Origin of the sequence: Tardiphaga sp. 862_B3_N4_1 (genome assembly GCF_051811085.1) — a bacterium.
In the GTDB taxonomy this organism is placed as follows: Bacteria; Pseudomonadota; Alphaproteobacteria; order Rhizobiales; family Xanthobacteraceae; genus Tardiphaga; species Tardiphaga robiniae.
The window spans coordinates 3,073,153-3,090,338 of record NZ_JBPWQB010000001.1; the positions used below are offsets into that span (position 1 = coordinate 3,073,153).

The 17,186-nt window shown below is 61.0% G+C and carries 13 protein-coding genes; all 13 read right to left on the reverse strand.

The window, feature by feature from the left end:
- Positions 1-62: 62 nt before the first annotated feature.
- The 13 genes from AB8B02_RS14670 to AB8B02_RS14730 all read right to left on the reverse strand — a co-directional run bounded on the left by AB8B02_RS14670 (position 63) and on the right by AB8B02_RS14730 (position 16,710).
- Complete coding sequence (locus AB8B02_RS14670; RefSeq protein WP_175367977.1) at positions 63-1,901, reverse strand: ABC transporter ATP-binding protein; 1,839 nt, start codon at positions 1,899-1,901, stop codon at positions 63-65.
- Positions 1,901-2,818 carry an ABC transporter permease gene (locus AB8B02_RS14675; RefSeq protein WP_439064273.1) on the reverse strand — a complete coding sequence of 306 codons (918 nt, stop codon included), beginning with the start codon at positions 2,816-2,818 and terminating at the stop codon, positions 1,901-1,903. The genes AB8B02_RS14670 and AB8B02_RS14675 overlap by 1 nt, the downstream gene beginning before the upstream one ends.
- The gene (locus tag AB8B02_RS14680) at positions 2,818-3,798 is read right to left on the reverse strand and encodes an ABC transporter permease (RefSeq protein ID WP_175367975.1); all 981 of its coding nucleotides are present in this window, start codon (positions 3,796-3,798) and stop codon (positions 2,818-2,820) included. The genes AB8B02_RS14675 and AB8B02_RS14680 overlap by 1 nt, the downstream gene beginning before the upstream one ends.
- Before the next feature lie 68 nt (positions 3,799-3,866).
- On the reverse strand, positions 3,867-5,450 hold the full coding sequence (locus tag AB8B02_RS14685; protein WP_439064274.1) for an ABC transporter substrate-binding protein: 1,584 nt from the start codon (positions 5,448-5,450) through the stop codon (positions 3,867-3,869).
- 421 nt (positions 5,451-5,871) lie between these two features.
- Positions 5,872-6,519, reverse strand: coding sequence for a hypothetical protein (locus AB8B02_RS14690; RefSeq protein WP_439064275.1), 648 nt, complete (start codon positions 6,517-6,519; stop codon positions 5,872-5,874).
- A 20-nt stretch (positions 6,520-6,539) separates the two neighbouring features.
- Positions 6,540-7,793 carry an efflux RND transporter periplasmic adaptor subunit gene (locus AB8B02_RS14695; protein WP_439064276.1) on the reverse strand — a complete coding sequence of 418 codons (1,254 nt, stop codon included), beginning with the start codon at positions 7,791-7,793 and terminating at the stop codon, positions 6,540-6,542.
- Positions 7,790-10,972 carry an efflux RND transporter permease subunit gene (locus tag AB8B02_RS14700; protein WP_439064277.1) on the reverse strand — a complete coding sequence of 1,061 codons (3,183 nt, stop codon included), beginning with the start codon at positions 10,970-10,972 and terminating at the stop codon, positions 7,790-7,792. Before AB8B02_RS14700 ends, AB8B02_RS14695 begins: the two co-directional genes overlap by 4 nt.
- A gap of 72 nt (positions 10,973-11,044) precedes the next feature.
- A complete protein-coding gene (locus AB8B02_RS14705) occupies positions 11,045-11,389 on the reverse strand; it encodes a hypothetical protein (RefSeq protein ID WP_141137184.1) in 345 nt (114 codons plus the stop codon).
- Between the two features lie 91 nt (positions 11,390-11,480).
- Positions 11,481-12,854 (reverse strand): sensor histidine kinase, encoded by a 1,374-nt coding sequence (locus tag AB8B02_RS14710; protein WP_439064278.1) that lies wholly within the window; start codon positions 12,852-12,854, stop codon positions 11,481-11,483.
- A gap of 93 nt (positions 12,855-12,947) precedes the next feature.
- Entirely contained in the window at positions 12,948-13,901 is a 954-nt protein-coding gene (gene rpoH / locus AB8B02_RS14715; RefSeq protein ID WP_439064279.1) for an RNA polymerase sigma factor RpoH, read from the reverse strand.
- 227 nt (positions 13,902-14,128) lie between these two features.
- The gene (locus AB8B02_RS14720; protein ID WP_439064280.1) at positions 14,129-14,566 is read right to left on the reverse strand and encodes a hypothetical protein; all 438 of its coding nucleotides are present in this window, start codon (positions 14,564-14,566) and stop codon (positions 14,129-14,131) included.
- Between the two features lie 124 nt (positions 14,567-14,690).
- The gene (locus tag AB8B02_RS14725; protein ID WP_439064281.1) at positions 14,691-16,073 is read right to left on the reverse strand and encodes an ATP-binding protein; all 1,383 of its coding nucleotides are present in this window, start codon (positions 16,071-16,073) and stop codon (positions 14,691-14,693) included.
- Complete coding sequence (locus tag AB8B02_RS14730) at positions 16,033-16,710, reverse strand: response regulator transcription factor (protein ID WP_089267551.1); 678 nt, start codon at positions 16,708-16,710, stop codon at positions 16,033-16,035. Before AB8B02_RS14730 ends, AB8B02_RS14725 begins: the two co-directional genes overlap by 41 nt.
- Between the last annotated feature and the right edge of the window lie 476 nt (positions 16,711-17,186).

Genomic DNA, 17,186 nt, shown 5'->3' on the forward strand with positions numbered 1-17,186 from the left:
ACGTTCCTCGACTTCGATAGCTTTTGCAGGCTCTTGGCCCATGTTCTTATGCACGACCATCCTCAGGAATTGACCGGGACCGTCTCGCTGAAGCGAGCGGTTACGGCCGGCGGCACCACGAGATGGCAGGCGGCGAAATCCTGCCGCTCCCGCACCGTCAGGCTTGGCTGCGACTGGCTGCATTTGTCCATCGCTTGCGGACAGCGCGACCTGAAACTGCACCCTTCGGGAATATTGAGCGGGCTCGGCGGCTCGCCTTCCATTAGGCAGTCCTCCGGCCGGTAGCGCCGCTGTTCGAGCGTCGGCATCGCGCTGAGAAGCGCCTTCGTATAGGGATGCCCCGGATCGAAAAACAGCCGCTCGTTGTCGGCGAGTTCGAACACCTCGCCGAGATACATCACCGCCACACGGTTGCACGCCTTCCGCACCATCGCGAGATCGTGCGAGATATAGATGTAAGTGAGGTCGTATTCCTTCTGCAGCTTCTGGAACAGATCAAGAAGCTTGAACTGCTCGGCCTGGTCGAGGGACGACAAGGTTTCGTCCATGATCAGGATCTCGGGCTCCAGAACCAGCGCGCGTGCAACATTGATGCGCTGCCGCTGCCCCGCGCTCAGTCCCAACGGAAGCTCCTCATAGAGATCGACCGGAAGCCCGACCTCTCCCATCACCTTCAGCACGCGCGCGCGAATCTTTGCCTTGTCACGCCATCCGTGCGTTCGCAGCGGATCCTCCAGTATCTTGCCGACCGAGGTGCGAGGTGGCAGCGATCCGAACGGATCCTGCAGGACCATCTGCAGTTTCCCGCGGAATGCCAGCAGTTGCTTGCCTTTCAGATTTGCGATATCGGCCTCGCTGCACAGAATCTGGCCGGAACTCGGCAGTTCGAGCCGGCACAGCAGCCGCATCAGCGTGGATTTGCCGCAACCGGACTCGCCCACGATGGCAAAGCTGTCGCCGCGCCGGATGTCGAAGGTGACGTTGCGAACGGCGCGCACGAGATCGACCCCGCCGAAACCCGTCTTCTTGCGTACTTTGTAGCTCTGCGACGCATCACGCAGGCTTAGCACGACATCCCGGCGATCGTCGCGCGGCGCGGGCACGGGCGCGTCGATCCAGATTTTCGGGGTCTGGCTGACGAGATCGCGCGTATATGAATAGATCGGCTTTGCGATCAGATCCTCGGTCGACTGCTCCTCGACGATCCGGCCCTCATCCATCACCAGGATCCGCGAACATGCTTCGCGTGCGACCGGCAACGACGAAGACACGAACAGGACGGCGGTGTCGAAACTAGTCGTCAGTTCCTTCATCAGCCGGATAACCTGCGCAGCCACGGTGACGTCGAGCGGCTGCGTGACGTTGTCCGCGACTAGCAAAGCCGGGTTTGTCACCAGCGCGTCCACGATCAGCGCACGTTGCATCATGCCGCCCGAAAAATGCGACGGATAGTCATGAAAGCGGCTTCGCGCCGAGGGGATGCGGACGGCGTCGAGCAGTTCGACGACCCGATCCTGCGCCTCCCGGCGTGAGACGTTGGGGACGACGGCACGCATCTTCTCCACGATCTGTGCACCCACCGACAGCGTCGGATCCAGCGCGCCCTGCGGGTTCGCACCCACGTAAGAAATCCGCTGGCGCAGTAGCCGCATGTCGGATCCGCGCATGGCGTAGAGGTCACGTCCTTCGAACAGCACCTCGCCGGATTGCTTCGCCAGCGGCTGCTCCAGCCAGTTGACGACGGTCTTCGAGAGCACGGTCTTGCCGCACCCGCTGGCGCCGACCACACCGACGATTTCACGTGGCGCGAGGCTCAGTGATACGTCGTTGAGGATGATTTTCGAGGAGCTGCGGCCGGCGGTGACCGTCACGTTCCTAAGTTCGAGAAGCGGCTCCGTCATCACTCCGAACCTCCATGAATGGTGCTGCGTGCGCGTTCGAGGGAGGCGCCCATCAGATTGATGCTGGTGAGCGTCAGGCCGAGAAAAAGGCCCGGCATGGTGGCGATCCACCAGGCATTGAGCAGATATTTGCGGCCGTCAGCGATGATGTTGCCGAATGTCGGCGTCGGCGGCTGGACGCCGAGGCCGAGAAAGCCAAGCGTCGATTCGAAGATCATCATGCGGGCCACGTCGAGAACCGACGTGAACAGCACCGGCGGCAAGAGCAGCGGCAGCAGCAGTGTCAGGATGATGCGGAGATCCGTCGATCCGCCGATCTTGGCGGCACGGACATATTCGCGTTGTCGCTCGGTCATGACTATGCTGCGCATGATGCGTGCATAGACCGGCCAGTTGGAGACGCCGAGCACCAGAATGATCGCCGGGATGGTGGGCCGCGACACGCCCAGAACCGCGATGGCGAGGATGATCATGGGAATGGAAAGCTGGGCATCGGTCAGCCGCATGATGATGGCGTCGGTCCGGTTGCCGAAATATCCCGCAATAGTGCCGAGCGCACAGCCTATGATCAGCGTCACGATGACCGACGCGACGCCGATCAGGAACGAATAGCGCAAGCCCACCAGCGAACGAACCAGCATGTCGCGGCCGATCTGGTCCGTTCCGAGCGGATAGGCCCAGCTCCAGTTGTTGCCGATGAAGAGCGGCGGCAGCAGCCGTGCCTTGATATTTATCTTGGTGGGGTCGATGCCGCTTAGCTCGGGGTAGAATGCCGCGGCGAACGCGAGGATGAGAAATATTCCCAGGCCCGCGCGAAAGCCGGGCATCGACGCTGCCCGGCTGAAAATTCGGCGAGCAATGGAGCGTTGCGATGTAACGGGCGCAATGGGCGCTGCGGTGGCGGTGACGATGGACATCAGTATTCCAGCCTCGGATCCATGGCGGTGGCAGCGAGATCGACGACGATATTGATGAGCACGAAGATGGCGCTGGTCACGATCGCGATGCCCTGGATCAGCGGGAAATCACGTTGCAGCACGGCGTTGATCGTCAGCAGGCCGAGACCGGGATAGTCGAAGATGTATTCGACGATGATGACTCCGCCGAGCAGGCTGGAGAACTGGATTCCCAGCAGGTTGAGCAGCGGCACCGACGCGTTGCGCAGCGCATGGTTGGCGATGATGCGGCTGCGGCTAAGGCCGCGCACATGACCTACCGCCACATAGGGTTCGGTCATTTGCGCCGACACCGAACTCACCAGCGTTCGGATCAGCACCGGCGACAACTCCACCGCAAGCACGATGGCCGGCAGGATCGTATAGGCGAAGCCGCGATAGCCGATCGCCGGCAGCCAACCGAGCTTGACGGAGAACAGCAGCGCCAGAACGATGCCCAGCCAGAAATTCGGCAGTGAGATGAAGACGGACGACACGTAGAATGCGAGCTTGTCCGGCCATCGCCCGATCGCGAGGCCGCCGGCGATCCCCACGATCCCTGAAAACACCAGCGCGATCACCAGAGTCACCGCAGCGAGCTGCAGCGTCATGGGCAGAACTTCCATGATGAGGCCGAGAACAGAAGCCCGCTCACCACGCGTCGTGTCGTTGAAGTTCGCCCCGCCGGTCGAGGCTCCGTTGGCGGGCCGCACGAAGGACTGGCCGAGATCGCCGCGGACGACGCCATACATGTAGCGGCCGAACTGCACCAGGATCGGATCGCGCAAGCCCATGTCGGTTGCGATCTTCTCGATCAGCGCTTCGGGCGCCATGCCTCCCGCCATCAGCCGTACGGGATCGCCCGGTACGACCCTCAGCAATGTGAAGATCAGCAGCGAAACGAGAAAGATAATGACGACTCCCTGAGCAAGGCGCCGCATAAGAAAATTCAGAATGAACATTCAAAGCTCCAAGAAAGCCAGGCATGGCTGCGCACCGCATCATTGCAGTGCGCAGCGGTCACTCCTGGTCATGCAACGGGCTTGGATGCGTCCATGGATCCATCCGGATAGATATACATGCCTTCGAAATCCTTCTGCATCGCGTGGATCATGACCGACGTGAACAGCGGGAGCGCTGGCATTTTTGAAGCGAGCAAGGGCATCGTTTCGGTTTGCAGGATCTTCTTGCGCTCTTCGAGCGTCGCCGCGCTGCGTTCCTTGTCGAGGCTTGCATCGATGGCAGGATCCTCGATGCCGCAGATGCGGTGCGACGACGAATGGAAGTGGGTGCGCAGGACCAGATCGGGCTCCGGCGAGCCCGTCGACCAGCCGCAATCGACCATATGGCCGGGACCGCCGCCCGGACGATGATAGAGCCGCTCGTTCCAGGCGGCCGGCTCGAGCACCGTCAGGCTGACATTGAAGCCCTGCTCGTTGAGCATCGCGGTGATGACCTCGCCATATTCCTTGGTCTTCGGGTAGAAGCCGACCGATGTGATATATTCGAGCGGCGGCAATCCCTTGCCGTTCGGGAAGCCTGCCTCGGCAAGCAACGCCTGGGATTTCTTCGGATCAAATTTCGGATAGTTTTCGAGATCGACGTAACCGAACTTCACGGGCGAGACGAAGTTCGACGATGCGTGGCCGGCCGATCCCAGCACTTCGAGAATGAGGTCGCGATTGATGGCGTGACAGGCGGCGAGGCGGATGCGCGGATCGTTGAACGGCGGCTTCGAGCAGCGGAACCACAGATATTTGTTCTCGACCGACACCACGCGATTGATGCGGATATTGGCGTTGCCCTTGACTGTATCGACCTGCTCGGGCTCCAGTCGCTCGACGATCGAGGCCTGACCGTTCATCAGCGCGAGCATCCGCGTGGTGGAATCGCCGGTGAATGTGAAGTTGATGCCGGCGATGGCAGGCTTGCCTTTGAAATAGCCGTCATAGGCCTTCATCACGGTGTCATTGCCGCGCTGCTCGACGAAGCGGAACGGCCCGGTGCCGTTAAGCCGCTGCGGCAACACGCCACCGGGACCGGCCGCGATGTCCTTCGCCGACATGATCGGCAGGAACGCCGCCAGGAACATGAAGAGATGTGCGGGATAGCCGCCCTTCGACGTATCGACGATCACTGTGTAGTCGTCCGGCGTCTCGATCTTCAGCGTTTCTGTCGGGCCGGGATACCACTGCGCCGGGCGATCCGCGCGCGATCCATATTCGAATGTGGCCTTAACGTCTTCCGCCTTGAACGGCTTGCCGTCATGGAAGGTCACGCCCTGGCGCAGCTTGATCTGCAGGCGATTGGGATCGAGCAGCTTGATGTCGGTCGCCAGTTCGTAGATCACCTCGCCGGGATTATCGAGCTTCATTGGCGTGCGGGTGAGAAAGCCCATCACGAAGCCTTCGATGTTCTTCTGCGACAGCGTCGTGTGCGCGGTCGGATCCCAATTGCCCGTGATGTTTTCGGCCGACAGAAAGCTCATGGTCTTGCCGGCTTGGGCATGAGCCTTTGAGATGAAGAAGTCCGGATCGATCTGCGCATAGCCAGCGGCGCCTGCAGCGCCGGCAGCTCCCTTCAGAAAGTAGCGACGGTCAAATTGTGTAGGCATAGCCATCTCCTGTTTCCGCAAACCGGACAATCGGTCAAAACGGTCATGCAGGAGCTGTGCCATCTTCAAAAATAGCGAAAACCAGATGATATTTTGTGTGTTTTTTGACCGTTGTTCGAAGCCATAGATGACTGCGACATCGTTTGCCTGATTTTCGAAGAGCGAACGGCTATCTCTTAGGCATCGGCTATGACGATCTCATCGCCGACATGATGCAGCTATTAGCACCATGTTCCAACAGCGACATCCACCACGGAACTCCCCCAATGACTTAAAAGGCAATTTCAGTGACATAAGCGTCGTTAAATTTGCTCGGCATGGTGCAACATTTCTTGGGCAATCAGCGCTTAGCCATGCTCCGGCGATATACGACGTCCGCTTTGCGCCAGAAGCAGTCATAGGCACAGCTCTGCACCTTAAGTCAGCAGCCCGAAAGCGTGGTTACCCCTGGCGTCGCTGTGGCACCCGTGGCATTGGCAGCCGCCATCATGCCGGGGGCGGCAAGGTTCATCGAGACGGTCTCGTTGCAGGCCGTCGCGTTCGGTGTAGGCATCGTCGCCGACGGGGCGATACTGGTGTCGCCGAGGATGGCAGTCAGCGCCTCAAGCGTGCCGGGCAGGACGCTGGAAATCAGCGGAGTCGTGAGCGGCAACGATGAGGGGTCGCTTGGGCTGGTATTCCCGTTCAGGATACAGCTGCTGGAGTCCAGCGGGCTACCAACCGGCGTGGTCGGGGTGGCCGTACCGGTCGCGCTACCGAGATTCGTCGTCGAGATCGTTCCCAGTGCGGCGGCGGGCGTCGCCGCACTTGGCGCTGTGGTTGGCGCGCAATTGATAACGGTGCCCGGCGTTGTCGGATCCGACGCCAGCGGCACCGGAGCCAGGCTGGTATCTGCCGCCCCCGGACGCGTCGCCGCGGAGAACGGACTCGGGCCGTTGAGCGGCGAGGAAACCATTGTACCAGGAGTGGTCGGAAGCCCCATCGACGTCGTGCCCATGGTCGAGACCTGCGCCAGAACCGCATCGCAGCCCAACAGCGATAGCATCAAAACGCCTAACAGTCGCACCATGGCTACGTTTCCTTTCCTGCTCACACAGCCTGCTTGTGGGCCCTCACCTTCTGACCTTCGGCCAGATTCACCATCGGATTCAGCACCACCTGGTCGCCCGCCTTGATGCCATTGCGCACTTCGACGGAGGTGCCGAAGTCGCGCGCGATGGTGATCTTGTGCATATGGACGATGCCATTCTCCACAACGGCCACTTGCGTGCCATCGGCGTTGAAGATCACAGCATCTGCGGGCACGATAAAAGCAGACGTCTTGCGAGGAACATGCAGATCCACGGTGCAATAGACGCCCGGGCTGAGCGCCCCGTCCGGGTTGGGGATGTCGACTTCGGTCAACAACGTCCGGCTGCCGGGCTGCAACGCAGAAGCGATCCGCGTGACCGTGCCGTCAAACACCTGATTGGGAATTTCCGGGACGTGGACGCTCGCTTTCACGCCGGGAGTCACACCGAACGCCGCGTCCTGCGGCACGAATAGCTGAACGCGGATGACATTGCTGTGCATCAGCGTATACATAAACGTGGATCCGGACTGAACCAGGCTGCCGTTATCGATATTGCGCTGGGTGATGACGCCGTCAAACGGCGCGATCACGCGCTGATAAGCCTTCTCCTGCGTGAGTATTCGAATTTGCGCCTCTTGCGCGGCGATGTTGGACTGCGCGACTCCGACCGCCGCCTGCTGGGCTGCCAGCGTCAGCCGGTCGTTGTCGCCCTGCTGCAGCGTCAGCCAGCCCTGTTTCACGAGCCTGCTGTCACGGCCGTTGGTGGCGTCCGCCAGATCGCGGCTGGCCTGGGTCTGCTGCAACGCAGCCTGGTTCTGTTTCAGCGTGGCCTGAGCCTGAGTGATCTGGTGATCGAGTTCCGGCGCGGTGATCTCGGCCAAAAGGTCGCCAGCCTTGACCCGATCGCCAATGTCTACATAGCGTTTTTCAACATAGCCGCTGGTTCGGGCAAAGATATTCGCCGCTTCGAACGCCGTGGTGGTGGCCGGCAGTGAGATGTCGTTGCTGCCGGTGCTGTCGCTGATAACCGCGACCTTAACGTCCGGGACCAGATCGCGGAGTTCCTTTGCTGCGTCCGCAACGGCCTGCTGCGCCTGCTCATGCCGCCAGAAGCCGAAGCTGAGACCACTGCCGAGTAACAACAGAACCGCCAGAACCAGCATCAGTCGGGCCTTGGAACGAGGCCGCACTGGCGGCGGATCCGCATGCCGATTTACCACGGATGGCTCTTCTTGCGTCCGCGCCTCATGCAACCTCTGAATCCCGGTCATGAACTTGCCTCCTCAAAGACGCCGTGTTGCGGCTGGCCGTCGACGCGTTTGCGCAACAGCGAAAACAAATACGGCACGATCAAAAGCGTTGTCGGCGTCGCAAACAGTAATCCGCCGATCACCGCACGGGCGAGCGCTGCATTCTGTTCCTCCCCGGCACTGCCGATCGCCATCGGAATCATGCCGACGATCATCGCCGCCGCGGTCATCAGCACCGGCCGGATCCGGGTGTGGCCAGCGCTGATTGCGGCCTCGAACGCAGAATGGCCTGCGAGTTGCTGCTCGCGCGCGAAGGTAACCAACAGGATCGAATTCGCCGACGCGACGCCGACCGCCATGATCGCGCCCATCATCGACGGCACGTTCAGGGTGGTACCTGTGATGAACAGCATGGTGACGATGCCGGCCAGGGTCGCCGGCAACGCCAACATTACGACGAAGGGATCGCTGAAGTTCTGGTAGTTCACCACCATCAGGAGGTAGACGAACACAGCCGCGAACAGCAAACCGATACCGAGGTTGACGAAGGCATCGTTCATGCTCTGGATCTGCCCCAGTACGACAATGCTGTTTCCGGGCTTCATCTCCTTCTGCAAATCGGCCGTTACCTTGTTGATGTCGGCGGAGATCGCCCCGAGATCGCGGCCCTGTGCGCTGGCATAGACGTCGTAAACCGGCTGCACGTTGGCCTGGTCCAGGTTGGTGGGCAGCGGCTCGCGCTTGAAGGTCGCGACGTTGCTGAGCATTCCCGGCACCGGCTGGCCGCCGACGGTCAGCGTGCTCGACACCGGCGTATTGCCGTAGGCGTTGAGCGAATTGACTCGGTATTCGGGTGTCTGCACGGCGAGATAATAGGGAATGCCAGATGTCGGATCGGTCCAGAAGTTCGGCGACACCTGCGACGAGGAACTCAGGCTGACATTGATATTCGTCGCAATCGTACTGGCATTGAGTCCCAGCTGCGCCGCGCGGGTACGGTCGATCTCGGTATAAAATGACGGCGCGTCAGTTTCCTGCTGAAGATGCGCATCGACAATGCCGGGGATCGCCGCGATGCGCTCCCGCAGCTTCTGCGCGATAGCAAGGTCACCAGGATCGTAGCCTACGGTTCGGACGTCGATCTGCGCCGGCAGCCCGAAATTCAAAATCTGCGTTACGATATCGGCAGCCTGGAAGTAGAACACATCGTCGGGGAATGCCGCAGGCAGCACCTCGCGCAGCTTGCGAACGTAGTCAGCGGTCGGCTTGTGACCTTCTTTGAGCTCCACCTGGATAATGCCGTCATTGACACCGATGGTTGAGCCGTCGGTAAAGGCAAGATTATAGGGTCGGGCAGGCAGGCCAATATTGTCGACGATCAGACTGCGCTCGCTCACCGGAACGATCTGGCGGATCTTGTCCTCTACCTGCTGAAAGATTTTTTCGGTGGCGTCGATCCGCGTGCCGGCGGGGGCACGAACGTGGAGCTGGATCTCGCCGCCGTCGATCAACGGGAAGAAATCGCGGCCGACCGAGACCAGCATGACGCCGCCGAGACCGATGATCAGCACTGCAGCCACCGGCACGGCGACGCGGTTCTTGAGCAACTGGGTCAGCAGCGCGACGTAGCCAGTACGCATCTGCTCGAAGCCGCGCTCGAACGCACCCGACAGCCGCGCGAACAGCCCCTTCGGATGGCCATCGTCCGGGCCGTGCTTTTCGTACCGCAGCAGCAGCCCGATAGTAATCGGGGTGAGCGTCCGCGACAGGCCGTAGGATGCCAGCATGGCGAATACGACCGCCAGGCCAAGCGGCGTGAACAGATATTTCGCGGGGCCATCGAGGAACACTACCGAGGTGAAGACGCAACTTATAGCCAGCGTCGAGACCAGCGTCGGGATCGCGATGCCGGCTGCGCCATGCAGGGTCGCGTCCGGCAGCGTCATGTGCTCCTCGGTCAGTAGCCGATGCGTATTCTCGATCGTCACCGTGGAATCATCGACCAGAATGCCGACCGCAAGCGCGAGGCCGCCGAGCGTCATCGTGTTGAGCGTCTCGCCGAGGAAATATAACACCACGAGCGACGACAAGATCGCCAGCGGGATCGAGATCATCACCACAAGTGTTGAACGCCACGATCCCAGGAAGAGCAGGATCATCAGCGCCGTCAGGCCGGCGGCGATCGCGCCTTCGTGCAGCACGCCCGTCACCGATGACTTGACGAATACAGACTGATCGAACAATTCGTTGATTTTTAACCCGGCAGGCGCTGCTGCCCGCGCCTGTTTAAGCACGTCCTTGACTGCGTTGACCACGGTCAGCGTCGAGGCGTTGCCGTTCTTGATGATACTCAACAGCACCGAACGCCGGCCGTCCTGGCGCACGATATTTTGCTGCACTGCCGACGCGTCGCGAACCTGGGCAATGTCCTTCAGAAAGATCGTCGCGCCGTTGACAAACTTGACCGGGATCATGTTGAGGTCAGCGATGCTTGCGGGCGTCGCGTTTGTACGCATCGTATACTGCTTGTCACCGATCTTGGCGGTTCCGGTCGGCAGCGTCAGGTTCTGAGTATTGACCGCGTTGACGACATCGAGCGGCGTCAGTCCGCGCGACAGTAGCTTGTCAGGGTCGAGATCAACCATAATCTGGCGATACTTGCCGCCAGCCGGGGTAGGTAGCGTCACGCCATGCACCGGCGCCAGCTGTTGCCGGACTCTGTAGATGCCGAAATCATACAATTGCTGTTCGTTGAGCGTATCGGAGTTGAGGCTGAGCTGCAGCACCGGAACGCTGGAGGCATTGAACTGCACCACGATTGGCGGCTGGATGCCAGGCGGCATCAGCGCACGGATCGCATTTGTAGCCGAAACAATCTGCGAAATTGCGAGGTCGAGATTGACGTCGGGTTGGAAGTAGATCTTCTGAATCGAGAGCCCGTTCAGAGTTTGTGCTTCGATATTCTTGATGCCGTTGACGTTCGCGCTGATGGAGTACTGACTGTAAGTCGAGACCCGATCTTCCATCTCAGGTGTCGAGAGACCCGTATAGCTCCAGATCACCGTTACGACGGGAATTCGGATCTCTGGAAAGATGTCGGTCGGCATCGAGCGGATGGCAACGCCGCCGAGAAACAGAATCAGCACCGCCACCACGTAATAGGTATACGGAAATCTCAGTGCAAACCGCACGATGCCCATTGCTCGCTCCAAGATTGTCCGTACGTGGAATAATTCTGCGACTGCCCCGAAGCGCCGTGTGAAGGCAGAACATCAGCACCGGCAGATGTTCAGCGACTTGTCGAGCTGCTCGTCCAGCAAATGCTGCTGCGCATCGAACTTCGAAAGTCGCTGCTGTTCGTCCGCGTTCGCATCTTCGTCTGACAGAAAGCCATTCGGGGTCGGCTGGGCATGCCCCACCGGAGCCGGCAGGGGTTTCGATGCAACGATGGGTTCACGGGCCATCGCGGCATTCGGAGCTGCTGCGATGGCGATCAACGCGATGAAGACTGCCGACACTACTGGCATGAGATTTGAGCGCATTGGATCATTCCTTCCTTGACGCCCGACCGGATTGGCAATCCAGCGGCGCGCGACAGTTGGGTCTTCGGAAGACATAATGATGCGATGCGGAGGGCCAACTAAATAACGATTTAGGAAACGGCGCACCGAACAACGGACAGCGATCTCGCCGCGATGTGATCGCGATCTAGACTTTTGTCTCGGAAGCGTCAGGGAATCCAATTTCGATCACGCACCCCGCCCCCGAAAAGATCGTCAACCGAAAGCCGTGCAATTTGGCAATCGTGGCAACAAGAGTGAGGCCAAGCCCAAGACCTGGTGTCTTGCGAAACGCATCGGAGCGGTAGAACCGCCGCAGCACCGCACTGCGCTCGTCTTCGTTTATCCCCGCGCCGGTGTCCGTGATGCGCAGGATACTCTCGCCGTCGCCGGACACGGTCGTGATCTGGACCTGCCCACCCCGCGGCGTGAACTTGACGGCGTTATCGACCAGATTGGCGATCGCCTCCATCAGCAGGTCCCGATCTCCCTCGACGATCGGGGTATGAACGATATCGGTGCGCAGCGTGATGCCCTTGTCTTCGGCGATCGGCGCATAGAGATCGCGGACCTCGTGCAGCAGTTCCTCCAGTGCGACCTTGCCGAATCCGGTGGAGCGACGGCTGTTCTCGATCTCGGCCAGCCTTAGCAGTGCTGCGGCAATCGCCAGCGACTGGTCCATGCTCAAGATGGCCTTGTCGACCACAGATCGCAGTTCGGGCAGCGTCCTGGCGTTGTTCCGGCCGCGCTCCAGGGCCAGGCGTGCCCGGGTCAACGGGGTCCGCAGGTCGTGCGCGATGTCATTGCCGACTCCGGCAATCGTGTGGATCAACGTTTCGATCTCGTCCAGCATGCTGTTAACCATGGCGGCGAGCTGAGTGAACGGATCGCGGCCGCGATCAACCGGGAGCCGTTCATGCAGACTACCCGCCACGATGCGCTGAATGCGCTCATTAACTCCGGCGATCCGACGTTCGGCACGCAGACTGAGCAGTGCGCCCAGCGCGAGGCATAGCAGCAGAGCCGGGATCAGACCGAGAGCCAGAGCCTGGCTGACAACCATCGACAGCTGAATCGCCTCATCGACATAGCGGCCGATCACCAATATTTCGCCGTCCGGCAACTGCTGGCCGATGGCCTGAACGGTTAGTTGCTCCGGGCCAGCGGGGCGCGGCCTTATGATCTCGACGGTCTGCACCGTGGCGTCCAGCCGCAGCATCGCCGGCGGGCGCTCAAGATTGCCGGCGACCCGGCTTCCATCCGCCCGGAACAGGCCGACGAAATGCACGTCGCGCGAATCCTCGCTGAGTTGAAGATGAAGCGCGTCGAGCCTGCGTTCATTCGGCAATGCCGCCACCGTTTGCAGCTGCAAGGCGATGACATGGTCGGAGCGGGTCACCAGCAGACGGTCGGTCTTCCAATAGATGAAGCCGAACAGGACCAGCACGAACAAAGAAAGCGCGACAGCCGCGACCGTAGCGGCGCGGAAGGTTGAACTACTCGCAAACTCGGCCAGATTCATCGCGTGAGCGGCCCGTGGGGGATATTTGGGCCGCCAACATAACGGATTTCCCACGCTTGCGCGATTCGTCATCGTCCGCCGGAATGACGCAATTCAATGCGTTGCCAGCGCCGGGGCGCGGGTGTGACGTCGATCGTGCGAAAGCTTGCGCGCCGCCGACTGCACCTTCTCGAACGCCCGCTGCTCGATCTGGCGGATCCGCTCGCGCGACAGCCCATAGTGCTGCGCGAGGTCTTCGAGCGTATCCGGCTCGTCGACGAGATGACGCGCCTCGAAGATGTGCCGCTCGCGCGCATTGAGTACGTCAATCGCGCGCACCAGAACCTGGCGGCGATGATCGATTTCGTCCTGCTCGACCGTCATCAGTTCTGGCGTGGGCGCCTGGTCGATCAGATAGTCCTGCCACTCGGCGGCACCCTCGTCATCGTGCACCAGCGCGTTGAGCGAAGCATCGCCGCCGAGCCGACGGTTCATGTCGACGACGTCCTTCTCGGTCACGCCCAGATCGCTGGCTATCAGAGTCACCTGGTCGGGCCGCAAGTCGCCGCCTCCCAGCGCCGAAATCCTGCTCTTGGCCGAACGCAGCTTGAAGAACAATTTCTTCTGACTCGCGGTGGTGCCAATCTTCACCAGCGACCATGAGCGCAGGATGTAGTCCTGGATCGCCGCACGGATCCACCACACCGCGTAGGTGGAGAAGCGGAATCCCTTGTCCGGGTCGAACCCGTCAAGGGCCTGCATCAGGCCGAGATTGGCCTCCGACATGATCTCCGACAGCGGCAGGCCGTAACCACGATAGTTCATGGCCACCTTGGCAGCGAGGCGTAAGTGGCTGGTGACAAGTTGCTCGGCTGCAGCACGGTCGCCGTGATCGCGCCAGCGTATCGCCAGCACGTATTCCTGCTCGCGTTCGAGCATCGCAAAACGCCGGATGTCGGTTCGGTAATTCAAGGCGGTGCCGGCTGCCGCGGGCGACCGCAGCCCGATCGGAGCCGCCAGACCAGACGCCGGTGTGGAATATTCCGTCGACGTTCCATCGATATTCATGTCAGCCCCTCCGCTATGATTGATCTGTTGCTGATCAATGTCCGTCCGGGGCCGATGTCACGGCCTTTGCGGACGATCCTGAAAAGATAGCGGCGGCGATCACGGGAACCATTAAATTACAGGTTAAGGATATAAATTCGAATTCAGATTCGGCTTGCGGCACGAACAAGGCGGGCGTGACGTGGCTTCCGCAACGTCACGCCCGCGATGCCTTGCAGGACGGTTCGTTAGCTGCAGCCGGCGACCCAAGGATAATGGTGGGGATGCAGCGGGCCGTAAACATACGGACAGCCGTAGCCGTAATCATCGTAGTAGCCCGGGAAGCCGAAGCCACGGCCGGTATGTCTGACGAGGTGATGTCCGGCAAAAGCGTGCGATCCGAATCCGCCTCCTGCGAAACGCTGGCCGCCTATTCCGCCGAGATGCTCGCCGCCGATTCCACCCACATGACCGGCGGCAATGCCTGCTATATGGCCGCCGCCGGCTCCGAAGCCCCCCATGTGACCACCACCGAAGCCACCGCCAAAGCCGCCCATATGGCCGCCACCGCCGCCGAAACCACCTCCGTGGCCACCTCCGCCGCCGCCGCGTGCATCAGCGGCGGTGGCTAGCAGGCTCAACGCCAGCGCAGCCGTTGCGAGTACCTTGAATGTACGTCCTTTCATGATCTCATCCTTTCCATCGAGGCCGTTGTTGCCGAAAGCGCCCATATGGCATCGAGGCAACAGCGCGATCTACGAAACATGGTGAGGGGACACGGCGAGACGACTAAAATGTCCTTCAGACAGATCACCTTTCCGGCAATGGACAGGCGATCTCCGCGACGCAGCCGGGACCGGTCGACAGCGTCAACCGGAATCCATGCAGCTTGACGATCGCGGAAACCAGGCTGAGGCCAAGACCGGTGCCAACGGTCCTGCGACTCTTGTCGGAGCGATAGAACCGCCGCAGCACTGCTTCACGCTCGTCTTCTCCAATGCCGGGTCCGGTGTCCGATATTCTGACAATGACATCGCTGGGCCCTCGCACCAGAGCCAACCGGACGCATCCGTAGGGCGGCGTAAACTTGACCGCGTTATCCACCAGGTTGATGATAGCCTCCTGCAGCAGATCGCGGTCGCATCGGACAATGGCATCGTCCTCGACATCGACGCGCAGGCTGACCTGCTTGTCTTCAGCGATCGGTTCGTAGAGGTCGCAAGCCTCACGTAGTAAACCCGCCAGCACCACATCGCCGAATCCCCTGCGGTCGCCATAATGCTCGATCTCCTGGATACGCAGCAGGCTGGTGATAATGGTGAGCACTTCGTCCACGTCAGTGATCGCGCGGTCGGCGACCGCCTGCAGGTCCGCGACCGTCGAGGCATTGGCGCGGCCGCGCTCGAGGCCAACGCGGACACGGGTCAGTGGCGTGCGCAGGTCATGCGCGATCTCGTTGCCGGTCCCTGCCATTTCGGTGACCAGCACCTCGATCTCGTCGAGCATGCCGTTGGCGATGATGGCCAGCTTATCGAAGGGGTGGTCGAGGTTGGCCGTGGGAAGTCGCTCGCGTAGGTCGGCATCGATAATGCGCCTGACCTGCGTATGGAGTTCATCGACACGACGCTGCACCCGCAGGCTGAGCACGCCACCGATCGCCAGACTAAGGGCGCCCGCCACCGGCAGACCGAGCAGCAGGGCGCGGCCGATCGCCGCCGCCAGTTCCTTGAGTTCGCCGCTATGGCGGGCGATGACCAACACTTGGCCGTCAGACAAGCGACGACCGATGGCGCGCACGGACATCGACTCCGGCTTGTGCGGATCGATCCTGACCACCTGCGTCGCATGAATCCGCGCGTCGATCGCCAATTGCGGCGGGATATCGCGCAGATTGCCGGCGATCCGTTTTCCGTCAGCTGTGAACAGACCGGCCAACCGGGTCCGGCGCGGATCGGACGCCAGGCGGTCCTCGATGGCGATGATCCTGCGCTCCGGCACATCCGACGCGATCGCCTCGCTTGCCTCCGCGATCGAAGCGTCCATGTCAGCCCGCATCGAACTGCCAGCCTCCCAGTACACGAAGGCCGAGAACAAAAGAATGCAGAGCGCGATCGCGATGGACGTCCACCGGAACGTCGTCGTGCGGACGAAATCAGGAAGGCGCACGAAGAATAAATCCTGCGCCGCGGACATTGTGGATCATCGGCGGATCGCCCGGCGTGTCCACCTTGTGCCGCAGCCGCCCCATATGAACATCGACAAGATTGGTGTCCGGGACGAATTTATAGTTCCAGACCTCCTCCAGCAACATCGCCCGCGTCAGCAGCTGCTCGTTACGCTGCATCATGTATTCGAGAAGGCGGAATTCCCGCGGCAGCAATTCGATCTCCCGCTCGCCACGCCGCGCTGTGCGTTCGATCAGGTCGAGTTCGAGCGGTCCCACCCGCAACATGGTTTCCCGCGTTTCGATCGGACGGCGCAACAGGGCCTCGATCCTCGCCACCAGTTCGACTATCGCAAAAGGCTTGGTCAGATAGTCATCGCCGCCCATACGTAATCCGCGGACGCGATCATCGACCGCTCCGAGCGCGCTCAGGATCAGTACGGGCGTGCGAATTTGGTCATGCCGCAGCGCCTCGACGATGGTGAGTCCGTCCATTCCCGGTAACATGCGATCGACGACCATCAAGTCCGGCTTGATGGAGCGAGCCTTGTCGAGTCCTTCGATGCCGTTCGCGGCATGTTCGACCTCGAAGCCGCGCTGCGTCAGTTCGGCCGCGAGTTCCTCGGCGGTCTCATTGTCGTCCTCGATCAGCAGAATCTTGGTCATCTGGAGTATCTCGGGCACCGTTTGATCTGAAGACACGACAAGGTGCGACCGCGCCGTAGCATAGCGGAAAACGTCGTCATTTTGTCGAAACTCGGTCATTTCGTCCATCCGGTCGGCACAAGCCTCACCGCTGCGACAGGGACCAAGGATCCCGGGATCGCGTACAGCGTTGCTCCGGCATCGGTATGCCGTGTCACCATGATCTGCCGGGCCAGTCCGCGGAGCTTTTCCTCGTGTCCGTAGCAGAGCACGGCCTGCGCCAGGTCGATTGCGTCCGGCCCTCGCGATACCAATCCCGCAATCACATCCTGATCCCTACCCGCTATCGGCCGAAGATTGATATCAGCGACCATCTTGTCGGACGCAGAACAGCTGTTGAGAGCGAGCGGACTCGCTCCAATGAACGCGGCTGCAGTGGCCGGGCGACGCTCAATCGCTGCCGGTTGAAACGGCGGCGACTTGTGCGGCGGGCGCGC